The sequence below is a fragment of the Nocardia sp. CDC159 genome (assembly GCF_023740735.1).
GTDB lineage: Bacteria > Actinomycetota > Actinomycetes > Mycobacteriales > Mycobacteriaceae > Nocardia > Nocardia pulmonis.
On sequence record NZ_JAMRXH010000006.1, the window covers coordinates 179,056 to 191,117 of the forward strand.

At 69.6% G+C, this 12,062-nt stretch carries 9 protein-coding genes; 4 read left to right on the plus strand and 5 right to left on the minus strand.

All coding sequences use genetic code 11. The features are described from left to right. Positions 1–3: 3 nt before the first annotated feature. The 4 genes from NDR87_RS15710 to NDR87_RS15725 form a co-directional block, all read right to left on the minus strand. Complete coding sequence (locus NDR87_RS15710; protein ID WP_251913711.1) at positions 4–2,664, minus strand: SDR family NAD(P)-dependent oxidoreductase; 2,661 nt, start codon at positions 2,662–2,664, stop codon at positions 4–6. After that, positions 2,661–5,651, minus strand: a complete 2,991-nt coding sequence (locus tag NDR87_RS15715; RefSeq protein WP_251913710.1) for an SDR family oxidoreductase — start codon at positions 5,649–5,651, stop codon at positions 2,661–2,663. Before NDR87_RS15715 ends, NDR87_RS15710 begins: the two co-directional genes overlap by 4 nt. Next, a complete protein-coding gene (locus NDR87_RS15720) occupies positions 5,648–7,027 on the minus strand; it encodes an acyltransferase domain-containing protein (RefSeq protein WP_251913709.1) in 1,380 nt (459 codons plus the stop codon). Before NDR87_RS15720 ends, NDR87_RS15715 begins: the two co-directional genes overlap by 4 nt. A 326-nt stretch (positions 7,028–7,353) precedes the next feature. Then, positions 7,354–7,761 (minus strand): PPOX class F420-dependent oxidoreductase, encoded by a 408-nt coding sequence (locus NDR87_RS15725; RefSeq protein ID WP_251913708.1) that lies wholly within the window; start codon positions 7,759–7,761, stop codon positions 7,354–7,356. A gap of 44 nt (positions 7,762–7,805) precedes the next feature. Here NDR87_RS15725 and NDR87_RS15730 point away from each other — a divergent pair, with 44 nt between their 5' ends. From NDR87_RS15730 to NDR87_RS15745, 4 genes are all read left to right on the plus strand, one after another. Continuing rightward, the gene (locus NDR87_RS15730) at positions 7,806–8,561 is read left to right on the plus strand and encodes an SDR family NAD(P)-dependent oxidoreductase (RefSeq protein ID WP_251913707.1); all 756 of its coding nucleotides are present in this window, start codon (positions 7,806–7,808) and stop codon (positions 8,559–8,561) included. A 226-nt stretch (positions 8,562–8,787) separates the two neighbouring features. Next, positions 8,788–10,089, plus strand: coding sequence for a precorrin-6y C5,15-methyltransferase (decarboxylating) subunit CbiE (cbiE, locus tag NDR87_RS15735; protein ID WP_251913706.1), 1,302 nt, complete (start codon positions 8,788–8,790; stop codon positions 10,087–10,089). Positions 10,090–10,169: 80 nt separating this feature from the next. Next, entirely contained in the window at positions 10,170–10,784 is a 615-nt protein-coding gene (locus NDR87_RS15740; RefSeq protein WP_251913705.1) for a DUF456 domain-containing protein, read from the plus strand. Beyond that, positions 10,763–11,518 (plus strand): cobalt-precorrin-6A reductase, encoded by a 756-nt coding sequence (locus NDR87_RS15745; protein ID WP_372494196.1) that lies wholly within the window; start codon positions 10,763–10,765, stop codon positions 11,516–11,518. Before NDR87_RS15740 ends, NDR87_RS15745 begins: the two co-directional genes overlap by 22 nt. 9 nt (positions 11,519–11,527) lie before the next feature. Here NDR87_RS15745 and NDR87_RS15750 read toward each other — a convergent pair whose 3' ends face one another. Further along, entirely contained in the window at positions 11,528–11,998 is a 471-nt protein-coding gene (locus NDR87_RS15750) for a PadR family transcriptional regulator (RefSeq protein WP_372494195.1), read from the minus strand. Positions 11,999–12,062 lie beyond the last annotated feature (64 nt).

A 12,062-nucleotide genomic window follows, 5' to 3' on the forward strand; every position in this document is an offset into this window, starting at 1 on the left:
CTCCTATGTTCTGTTCTCCGAGGCGTATTCGCGATCGAAGCGCCGACGATCGATGTACCCGCCGGTCGCCCGGTCGACATAGCCGACGATGGTGCCCAGGATGTCTTTGACCTGCAGCAGCACGGCGCCGTCGGCGGCGACGGCAAGCGCGCGATTGTCCGGCGGATCGTCCTCCAGATTCAGGTCGACCGGCGTTACGTACAGCTGCACCGGGCGCGCGGATTCGGCGAGCGAGAGGTCTGTATGCCGTCCGTAGATATCGATGCGCCGGATGTACCGGGGCACCGCCACCGGTATCCACCGCCCGGACACCTTCTCCAGCACCCCGACCCGGACCAGCCCGTCCAGGAGCACCGACGGCACGAGCAGGTCGGGAAACCAGCGGCGCACCGCCTCGGCGTCGAGGTTCAGCCGTCCTCGCCGGCCGACCGGATGCAGCCTGGTGTCGGTGGTCGATTCGAATACCTCGCGCAACAGGACCGGCGAATCCGGCACATGATAGGGATCGAGTATGGGCTCACTCCCGTTCTCGTCCCAGTGGTCCCAGCGCGGTGACGGGGTCGGGGTGTCGCGCAGCCGTACCCGCACCGAGAAATGCAGTTTGTCCTCGACCAGAACGGTGCCCCCGGGCGATACGACGTCGCCGAAGACCCGGACCGCCACGACCGACTCGACCTCGTCGTGGCGGCACAGTTCGGCGTGCATCCGCTTGGATTGCGGGCGTTGCGGGCCGTACACGCGCAGGAACGATTCGAGCCGCAGATCTTCGAACACGACTGGTATGCGGTCGGGCACCAGCGTGACGGCGGCCTCGGCGGCGAGTTCGGGAACGAACGTCCCCGGCAGGGTCGGATAGCCGTCGACCAGATGCATCGCCAGATAGCCGTCGCGCGCGAGATCGAAGCTGCGGGTGACGATGAGCTCGGTCGGGGACAGCCGCCGCACGGCATCGACATACGGCAGTGACGGCGCCGGCGGTCCGTCGTCACCGTTCTCGCAGAACGGCAGGTATCCGGGTATCGCGGCGGTGATGGCGGCGCGTTCCCTGTCACCGAACAACACCGTCGCCGGGGCGGGCTCCGCCGCCTCGAGTTCCGCCAGGAAATGGGCGATGCCCTCGGCGGTGGGCATGGCGGTGAACTGACCGCGCTTCTCCAGGAAGTCACGCATGATCGGCGTCGAGCCGAGCCCGATGTCACGCCACAGGGTCCAACCGATGGTGAACTCGTCACCGTCCGCGCTTTCGGCGGCGGTGTAGAGAAAGTCGTTCGCCGACGCGTAGTCGGTTTCGCCGATCTGGCCGGTGAATCCGACGAACGAGCCGAAGTTGCACCAGCGCCGCGGCGGCTCGGCCCCGAAGGCGTCGCGGAGATTGAGGTAGGTGTGCACCTTCAGGTCGCGCACGGTGCGGAAGTCCGCCCTCGTCTTGGTCGCGATGGCGGCGGCGCGGTTGGTGCCGGCGATGTTGAGCAGCAGGTCGACCCGTCCGTGGTCGGCGAGTACGGACGCGACGACGGTGCGCACGTCGTCGGGGTCGCGCAGGTCGCACCGCCGGTATTCGACCCGGCCCGGGCCGCACCGGCTCTCCAATGCCGACAGGGTGCCCTGAATCGCGCGCGCGTCCTGCAGCCGGTCGAATCGCGCGCTGGCCTCCGCGACCGACACCCGATCCGGACCGCCGGTCACCCTCCGGATGAACTGCGCACGATCCTCCTCGGGTGCGTTGTCCCCCAATGCGGTTCGGCCGAGAACGACGATCCGGCACCGATACCGCTGCGCCAGCGCGTCGAGTAGCGGCGCTCCGATCCCTCGCGCGCCACCGGCCGCCAGCACGACCGAGTTCGAGGTCAGCCTCGGCCCACCGGGCGTGGCGGCGCGACGTCGCGCCCGCGGTGTCGTGCGACGGCCGCGTTCGTAGTAGACGACTGGCAGCAACTGCTCGGCGGCCAGTTCACGCGCGCCGAGGTCGAGGGCGGCGGCGACCGCCGCGTCGTCGTGCACGGTGGCGATGATCGGAACCGAAGCCATCTCCAGCGCAAGGCTTTTCACGAATCCGGTGAACAGTCCGGTGAAGGGGCGGCCGATTCCGTCCAGCACGGTGACCAGCAGCGAGCAATCGCCGGGCCCGGCGTCGAACCATTCGCTGGCGGCGCGAGCCGCGAGAAAGGTGAACTCGTGCAGCCGCAACAATGCCCGGACGGGCTCGGACCAGTGCGCGGTGTGCAGCCGACCGTCGGTGCACTCGACGATCACCCGGATATGCCGCGGGCGCCGCGCGCGGATCTCCGCCAACGCGGAGTCGAAGTCCGCATCGTCGGCGCCCGTCACGACCGCGAGCGCGGACGGCGGCATGGGGAGGGCGGCCAGTGCCGCCGTGGAGTTCGTCAACACGAGCGCGTCGGCCGGGATCGGTTGTGCGGCAGGCCCGGTCGGGTGCAGCGGGCGTTCGGCACGCACGAGAACATGGCGGTCCAGCAGCCGCTGCTCCGGTACCGTCGTTTCGGCATGCTCCTGGTCGGAATCCGCCCGGGTCGGGCGGCGCAGACGAAGCGTGCGGGCGGCGATGGCGGCGTCGGCCCGCAATTCGATGGCGAGTTCCTTCGCCGGGCCGGTCAGCCAGGCGATGAGTTCGCGTCCGCCGTCCGCGCCGAGAAATGTGGTCATCGGATCTGCTCCAGTTCCGCGAGGATCGGCAGGTTCTCCCGCTCGGCGGTGTGGCGATCGGTGACCGCGAACAGGAAAGCGCCCTCGCCGATGTCCGCGTCGGCGTGGGGGAGCCGGTCGGAGAGCAGCCGTCGCAAGCATTCGAGGCTGTTGCCGTTGACCCCGGCGACCAGTGCCAGTTCGATGTCGCCGAACTCGAGATATCGCGCGGCGACGTCGAAAGCGTCCGCGAGAGAGGCATTTCCGCCGTCGACCGTAATGCTCAGGCCGCACAGGTCGAAGTAGTTGCACAGGCGGGCGGCGATGACGTTGGGCATCTCTCCGGGGAAGGAGTCCTCGGTGGGCGCCGCGATCCGCTCGTTCACATCCTCCCGCACCTGTTTCACCAACGCGACCAGCGCCTCGGGGTCCGTGCTCGAGGCCGCCGCGCGCATCAGTTCGTCGCCGTAGGCACGCAGCGCGTACAGGACCGCGTTACGGGTCGGACCGGTATGCCCCACCACGACTCCGACCGATTCGCGGTGGCGACGACAGTAGTCGTGGATGCGCGGGTCCAGGCGCCGCATGCATTCGACGATCATCAACTGGGTGCGGTCGGTGGCGCGGACGGTCGCGGGCGGTATCCGCAGGTGTGGGAACGGCGGGCTCGGATAGTGCGGCCCGAAGGTGTGGCGACCGCCGCGGGGCCGGGCGGCCCACTCTGCGATGCCGTCGGGCTCGACGCCGCCGACCTGTGCCGACCGGCCGACCACCACCAGCGGCGCGCGGTGGGGCGCACCGCCGTATCCGCAGCGCGGGGACAGGTCCGGGCGGTGCTCCTGTACGAGCAGGTGGGCGTTGGTGCCGCCGAATCCGAATCCGGACACCGCGACGGTGCGCGGGCGGTCGTCGCGCCGCGGAAACGGCATCGGTGCGGTCGGGATCGTCAGGTTCGTCGAGGCGAGTCGGAAGCGGTCCGGGGCCGCGGTGAACCGGTACTGGGCCGGGATGAGGTCGTGCCGCAGCGCCAGCAGGGCATGGATCACCGACACCACCCCGGCCGCCCACCCGGTGTGGCCGATCAGCGATTTGTTGGAGGTCACCGGCACCGTATCCGAACCGCCGTACATGGTGCGCAGACCGTCGAACTCCACCTCGTCACCGGCCGGGGTTCCGGTCGCGTGGGCGATCACCCAATCCACTTCGGCGGCGCCCACCCCGGATTTGCGCAGCGCCCGGGAGGTGGCGAGTTCCTGTCCGGCCCGGGCCGGTGCGTAGATCGCCCGGCCCTTCCCATCGGCGGACAGGCCGACCCCGGCGATGAGCCCGAGCACCCGATCACCATCCGCCCGCGCACGCGAGAGTCGTTTCAGCACAACGGCTCCGGCGCCATCGGAGAACAGGACGCCGTCGGCGTCGCGATCCAGCGCGCGCAGCTCCCCGGTGCGCGAGAGTCCGCCCAGTTTGGAGAACAGCACCGAACCGCTCGGCGCGAGCGCGAAGGCGCCGCCGCAGACGGCGATGTCGGCACGGTCGGCCAACAGATCGCGCAGGCCCAGATCGATCGAGTAGAGCGACGACGAGCACGCCGTATCGACCATGAACAGCCGGGTGTCCTCGGGTAGCACGCCGGCGATGGCGCGCCTGCCGATCGCGTACGGCAAGGGGCTTTCGCCGTCGACGCGGCCGTGCGGCAGGGCGCCGTCGAGCAGATTCGCTACCTCGTCGCTCAGATGGCTCATCCGGCCGGTCGAGGCGAGCATCGCTGCGAGTTCGGCGCGGACGAGGGTCTCCTCCAGGTGCTGGCTGCCGTCCGGCGTGTACCCGAAGCAGGCGGTGACCCTGTCTCCGGGCGTTCGCACGACACCGTCGAGTGCCTGAAATATGCTGTGCCGCAACCATAGTTCGGTGAAATCGGATCGCTCGTCGACACCCTCGGCGGCGAGTGCCGGATGTGGCCGCAATGCGGTGAGGAATCCCGAGCGCCGCTGGTAGTTCTTGTCCGCGGCGGTCGGGTCGGGATCATGGAAGCTGTCGACGGGCCAGCGGTCGGCGGGGACCTCGACGAACAGTTCCGCACCGTCGGTCAGCAACGACCAGAACTCGGCGGGATCGGAGGCCCCCGGCACCGCGAGGCCCATACCGACCACCGCGATCGGATCGGAATCATCTGCCCCGCGTGGTATTTCGACCGGATCGGAGACCGTCGCCGCGGGCCGCGCGGTGGTCGGCGCCATCACGCTGCGCTGCAGTGACAGTCCGCCGTCGGCCAGCAGCGTCTGTCCGGTGATCCAGCCGGCGGCGGGTGAGGCGAGCAGCATCACCACATTGGCGAGGTCGTCGGGGACGGCGAGGCGGCCGAGCGGAGTCGCCGCCCGGGTATTCGCACCCATCGATTCGAAGTCGGGGAACATCCGGCCGACGGGGTTGTCGATCAGTCCGGCCGACGCGGTATTGACGCGGATGCCGTCGGCGGCGAACTCGGCCGCCAGATATCTGGTCAGCGCCTCGAGCCCGGCCTTGGAGACACCCACCCCCACGTAGTTCGCGGGTGCGGTGCCGGCCCCGATCGAGGACACGTTGACGATGCAGCCGACCTCGGATCGGGCCAGCAGTGGACGAGCGGCTCGCGCACACCAGAGTGCGCCCTTGACGTTGGTCGCGAACGCCTGGTCGAGATGCTGTTCGGTCAGTTCGTCCCAGCCCGCGAACACGCCGGTCGCGGCGTTGTTCACCAGCACGTCGAGCCGGCCGTAGTCGTCCTCGAGCTGGTGGAACATGCGCTCGACCTGGTTCTGTTTGGCGACCGAGGCACGCAGCACCCCACAGCGGTGACCGTCTCGAACCAGTTCCGCGGCAAGGGCTTTCGCCGCGTCGTAAGAGTGGAAGCAGTTGATGATGACGGTGGCGCCGGCGGCGGCGAGTCTGCGAACGATCCGCTGACCGACGCTGCCGGCGCCTCCGGTGACCAGGGCGACTCGGTCCCGGAAGTCGTCTGCCGCGTTCATCTCGAGGCCAATGACTTGCCGACGAAGTCGACGACGTTGCCGAAGGTGCGGTAGTCCACCACCCGCAGATCGTCCGGCGGCGGGCCGAGCTCGAACAGATCGCCGACCCGGCGCATCATCTCGGTCTGTTTGACCGAATCGATGCCCAGGTCGGCCTCGAGTTCGGCGTCGTCGTCGAAGACCTCCTCGGGGTACTCCAACGTCTGCGCGTAGAGCGTGCGAACGCGCGCGGTGATATCCGCCCGGGTCAAGCCGTTCGCCGCCGCCGCCGCCGGCGTCGGCGTCGGCGGCGGTGCGGCGGGTCCGGGCGGGGCGGGCCGGCTGCCGTTGCTCGAGGGCGTCTCCGCGCGCTCGACCCGATCCGATGTCGACGGCGACCGCGGCGTCGCCTCGTGGTCTCCACGCAGATAGTCCGCCGCTTCCGTGATGGCGGTGCGGGAACGCGTCAGCGGAGTGAGCGCCTTGATCTCCGGATACCTCGTGCGCACGAGGGTGGTCAGGACGGCGCCGGCACCGAGCTCGATCCAGATTCGCGCGCCCGACCGGTACAGCCGATCGACCGCCGGGCCGAACTGGACCGGCAGCACCAGATGTGACGCCAGCAGCTCGCCGGGATCGTCGGTGCCGCGGTAGTACCGACCGAGGATCGGTGAGAACACCGGGGTGTGCGGTCCGCGCAGGCGATAGCCGCCGAGGCGTTCGGCGAGCGCCTGCCGTGCCGCGTGCAGCAGCGGACTGTGGAACGGATGCGGCGAGCGCAGCGTGGTCGCCGGCACGCCGACGGCGTCGGCGACCTGTTCCACCCGTCGCAGCGCCTCGGCCGACCCCGACAATGTGGTCTGCGCCGAACCGTTGTCGGCCGCGATGGTGATGCCGGAGGCGGGCAGCAGGCCCACAATCTGCTCGGCGCGGTCTCGCGCGCAGGACAGCGCCAGCATCCGGCCGCCGCTCGTATCCTGCTCGCGCAGCACCATGATCCGATGACAGAGGATCTGCGCACCCTCGGTGACGTCGAGCGCGCCCGAGCACACCAGGGCCGCGATCTCGCCGAGGCTGTGACCGAGCAGGACGGTCGGTCGAAAACCTTGCCGGGCAAGCGAATCGAAGACGGCGACCGAGGCCGCGAAGACCGCCACCTGCAGCATGTCCGGAGCCTCGTCGAGCAGGGCCTCGGCCGTCGGCGCGGGTTGGCGGGTCACGGTCGCAAGCAGACTGCGGCCGAGCATACGTGTGGTGACGTCCTCGACGGCCGCAATCGCCGCCGCGCCGCCGGGGTCGGTTCGCAGATCGTCGAGGCAGCCGCCGAAATACGCGCCTTGCCCGGGACACAGTCCGACCGTTGTTTCCAGATCGCCCAGCGGGTCACCAGTCGACACGGATCACTCCTCGTATCGCACCTGAGGAGTTGCGGCCGTACGTCGGCCGGATGGCACCAACATGCCTATCCCGCACCCCCGCGGCCGTTGCCGCTCCTCTTCTCGTCGATGTTGTCTATCAGTGCGATAGTTGTGCGGAAACCCCTCATAACCCCCGACCGGCGGTGGGCAACCCCTGGTTGGAGCGATCGGTGCGAAATCGTCGCGTGTAGAACGGCCGAACCGCCGCGACCCCCGTCTCCCGTCGGCTCGCCGCGCCCCGAGTATTCGGGTGTATACGAGTTATCTCATCGTGATCCGGACAGTTCCGGGTGGAAGCGCAACCCTCAGGCGCGCAGGGTGCTGCTGGAGAGCAGGCGAGTCGGGCGGACGGCGATGACCACGCGGTGGGGGTTCTCGCGAGGCGTGCGGTAGCGCTGAGCGTAGCGGCGCTCGGCCTCGGCGACCTCCGCCGCGTCGGTGAGGACCTCCGCCGGGCCCTCGAGGGTGAGCCAGCGACGTCCGTCGACCTGGCTGATGGCGGCGTAGCCGCGGCGGAGCACATTGCGGACCTTCACCATGTGAGCCGAGGTGATCACACGGGCCGTGCGAGCCTCGGCGTCCCAGGTGAAACCCACGGCGACCACATGCGGTGTGCCGTCGGACCGCAGCGTCGTCAGCGTCGCCAGATGCCGCTCGGCGACGAACTCGAGGGCCGCGGGGGAGAGTTCGAAACCGGTGTCGGTGCTCGTCATTCCAGTGACGGTAGCAATGGGCCGGGAATGGCAGACTGTGGGCCATGCGAGGACGCGAGGTGGACGAGGGTGCGATCCTGCTGCTGGGCGGGCGCAGTGAAATGGGTCTGGAGATCGCGCAGCGGTTGGCCCCGGGGCGGGAGGTGATCCTGGCCGCGCGACGCAGTTCGGACCTGGCCGAGGAGCAGGCGCGCCTGGAGCGCGCCGGCGCCACCGCCGTGCACCCGGTGGAATTCGACGCCGACGATCTGGCGAGCCACCAGCCGCTGCTGGAGAAGCTGGTCGCCGACCACGGCCGGATCGGGGTGGTGGTCCTGGCCTTCGGAGTGCTCGGGGATCAGGCGCGCGCCGAACGCGACCCCGCCGCCGCGGTGGCCGTGCTGCACACCGATTTCGTGGCCCAGGCCTCCGTCCTGACCGTGTTGGCGAATCTGTTGCGCGCCCAGGGCAGCGGCCAGATCGCGGTGTTCAGCTCGGTGGCGGGAGTACGGGTGCGCCGCGCGAACTATGTGTACGGTTCGGCGAAGGCGGGTCTCGACGGTTTCGCGAGCGGCCTGTCGGATGCCTTGCACGGCACCGGCGTTCACCTCCTCCTGGTCCGCCCCGGTTTCGTCATCGGCCACATGACCCAGGGCATGGACCCCGCTCCGTTCTCGGTCACTCCGGACCGGGTCGCCACCGCCGTCGTCACCGGCCTGCGCCGCCGCTCCACCCGCATCTGGGTCCCGGGCATCCTGCGCCCGCTCTACACGATCGCCCGCTTCGTCCCGCAAGCGATCTGGCGACGGCTGCCCCGATGAGGAATATCGTTGTGCCACAAGATGGCCTGCGGACGATACCGGCGGCGCTCGGATGGTGCGGCCCCACTGCGACCGGAAAACCATTGCCGCCCCGCGATTCCGGCCAAGAACCCGCCGGAACCATGGAAGTGGTGGCTTGGGAGGCCGGAATGACGATGGTGGCGAACCACTTCGACCTGTGGCGATTTCTCCCTGGCCGTCAGGGGAGGCGGATCGGAGGGCCGAGTTGACGGGCCCGCTGGGGATCGAGTGGCCGCGGGCCCGGCCGATTGCTGTCGTCGGGATCGGGGCCGACGGGTGGGATGGGCTGGGTGGGGCGGCTCGGCGAGCGGTTGCCGAGTCGGAGGTGTTGTTCGGGTCGCGGCGGCAGCTCGGGCTGGTGCCGGGGGATGTGGCGCGGGGTGAGCGAGTGGTGTGGCCGTCACCGTTGGTGCCCGCCTTGCCGGGGCTGCTCGAGGCGCACCGAGGTTCGCGGGTCGGGGTGTTGGCGAGTGGGGATCCGATGTTCTATGGGATCGGGGTGACGTTGGCGAACTTGGTCGGCGCGCGGGCATTGCGGGTGTTCCCGCAGCCGTCGTCGGCGTCGCTGGCCTGTGCGCGACTCGGGTGGGGGTTGGCGGATACGCCCGTGGTGAGTGCGGTGGGGCGGCCGCTCGAGACGGTGCTGCCGGAACTGGGCGACCGGCGGCGGGTGCTGGTGCTGTCGGCGGATGAGAAGACTCCCGCTCAGCTGGCGGTGCTGTTGTCGCACAATGGTTTCGGTTCCTCCGCGCTGACCGTCCTGGAACAGTTGGGTGGTCCGGCCGAACGGCTGGTGACAGGGCGGGCGGACACGTGGTCCGAGCCGACCGGCGATCGGCTGAACATCGTCGCGGTCGACTGTGTGGCCGAGCCGAGCGCGCCGCGGCTGACCCGCCTGCCCGGCCTGCCGGATACGGTCTACACCGGCGACGGCCAGCTCACCAAGGCGGAGGTGCGTGCCCTCTCGATCGCGGCCCTGGCCCCCGCCCCCGGCGAACTGCTGTGGGATATCGGCGGGGGATCGGGCACCATCGCCATCGAATGGTGCCGCACCGATCCGTCCTGCCGGGCGATCACCTTCGAGCGATCCGAACCACGCCGCGACCAGATCGCCGCCAACGCAACGGCATTGGGTGTGCCGGGCGTCAGCGTCCGAGGCGAGGTCCCCAACGCCCTGGCCGACGACCTGCCGTCACCCGATGCGATCTTCCTCGGCGGCGGGCTCACCCAGCCGGGCCTCATCGAAATCTGTTGGGCTCGATTGCGTCCCGGCGGACGACTGGTCGCGAATGCGGTGACAGCCGAATCGGAAGCCCTGCTGATCTCCTGGACCGCCGCCCACGGCGGGGAATTGCGCAAGTTCCAGATCTACCGGGGAGAACCGCTCGGCGGCTTCACCGCGTGGCGTCCGCACCTGCCGGTCACTCAATGGTCCGTTGTCAAACCCGTCATGATTTCGAATGAAATTATTTCGAATGGAATCGACGAAAAAACCTGCGGCAGATGATGAATGCCAATTGGCCACCGGGTAATGTCGCAACCCGTAATCCGATCGTGATCGGAGCGCACTGCTCGATAGGGAGATAGATGAGATTCAGCAAGTTCGCCGCGACCGCCCTGATCGCCACCGCGGCGACCGGCATCACCGCCGCCACCGCCACCGCGGCCCCCGGCGTAGCCGAGCCGGGCACCGATCAGGTGCAGGCCCAGGCCGCGCCGGCGGTGCACGGTGCGGACCAGGGCGTCGGTTACACCACTCGGATCGACGACGCCGGAAAGTCCATCGTCACCACGGTGACCGGCGGCAGGTTCGCCCTCGACACCGGCGCCAACGCGGTGACCCTGATCAACGACGCCGGTCAGGTGGTGATGAACTACCCGCTGACGGTGCAGAACGCCGGGAAGACGGCCGAGATCGCCGCCGCGGTCGACGCGGACGGTAGCCGGCTGACCCTCACCCCGAAGGGTGAGGCGGTGGCCTCGGTGAAGGACATCTCGGCGCAGCAGTGGTTCTTCGACGAGTTGCAGCGAGCCTCGCTCGGCGCCGCGGTCGGTGCCGTCATCGGCGGCCTGATCGGCCTCTTCTTCATCGGCATCGGCGCGATCCCCGGCGCGCTGCTGGGTGCGGTCATCGGCCTGCTGGTGGCCGGCGGCCCGTCGCTGCTGGCCGCGGGCCAGGCATACTTCAGCGGGCAGCCCTGAGAATTCTGATCCTCGGTGGCACCCGGGAGGCCCGGGAGCTGGCCGAGAAAGCCACCGGCGAGCGAGGATTCGAGATCGTGTCCTCGCTCGCCGGTCGTGTTCGCGAGCCCGTCCTCCCGGCGGGCGAGGTGCGCGTCGGCGGCTTCGGTGGGGTCGTGGGGCTTCGGGACTGGCTGGTGGACAATGGAATCGGTGCGGTGATCGATGCCACCCACCCGTTCGCCGCCACCATGTCGGCGCATGCGGCCGAGGCCGCGTCCGACCTCGGGCTACCGGTGATTCAGCTGCGTCGGCCCGGTTATCGCGAGCAGCCGGGGGATCGCTGGGTGCGGGTCGCGGATCTGACCGCGGCCGCCGAAACCGTTGCGACGCTCGGCGAACGGATCTTCCTGAGCATCGGACGCCAGGGCGTCGGGGCGTTCGCGGGTCTGAGCCGTCCGTGGTTCCTGATCCGCGCGATCGATCCGCCGACCGGCCCGCTGCCCCCGAACCACGAAATCCTGCTGGCCCGTGGCCCGTTCGCCGTCCACGACGAACGGCGGCTGCTGGCCGAGCGGGAGATCGACGTGCTCGTCACCAAGGACAGCGGCGGCGCGGCCACCACCGCCAAACTGGACGCCGCCCGGTCGCTGCGGCTACCGGTCGTGATGATCGACCGGCCGCCGGTTCCGGCGGGCATGTCGCAGGTGGAGTCCGTTGCCGCGGTGTGGGATTGGCTGCGCGCGCTGAGCTGATGCCGCCGCTCAGGCGTGATCGGCGACCTGACGCCCGAGCAGGGCGGGCAACCGGTCGAACCACTCCAGCACCGCGCGTTCGTAGCGGATGCCGAAATCCAGCGTGGTCCGCTCATAGCGGGATTCGGGCGCGGGCTCCTCGGCCAGATAGCGGGACAGTCGCTGCTGATGGACCTCGCGGTTGGCGGCAATGATGCGGTCGAGCCGATCCGGATCGACGAACTGGCCGAACGACAGCGTCAGCAACAGCGGCACCCGGATGGTCTCCGCGCCCGGATCGCGAGCGATCCACTCCGCGAACGCCTCCCGGCCCGCCTCGGTGAGGTGGTACGGCGTCCGGTCGCGCGCGCCGGTCACGCCCTTGGCGACCAAACCGGCCTTGTCCATGGTCGCCAGTTCGCGGTAGACCTGGCTCTGCGTGATCGTCCAGAAGTCGCCGATCCGCTCCTGGGCGAGATTCACCAGATCCCAGCCCGACATCGGGCCCTCGTGCAGAAAACCCAGCAGCGAGGCCGCTGTCGAATTCAGCCCCCGCTTGGCGACA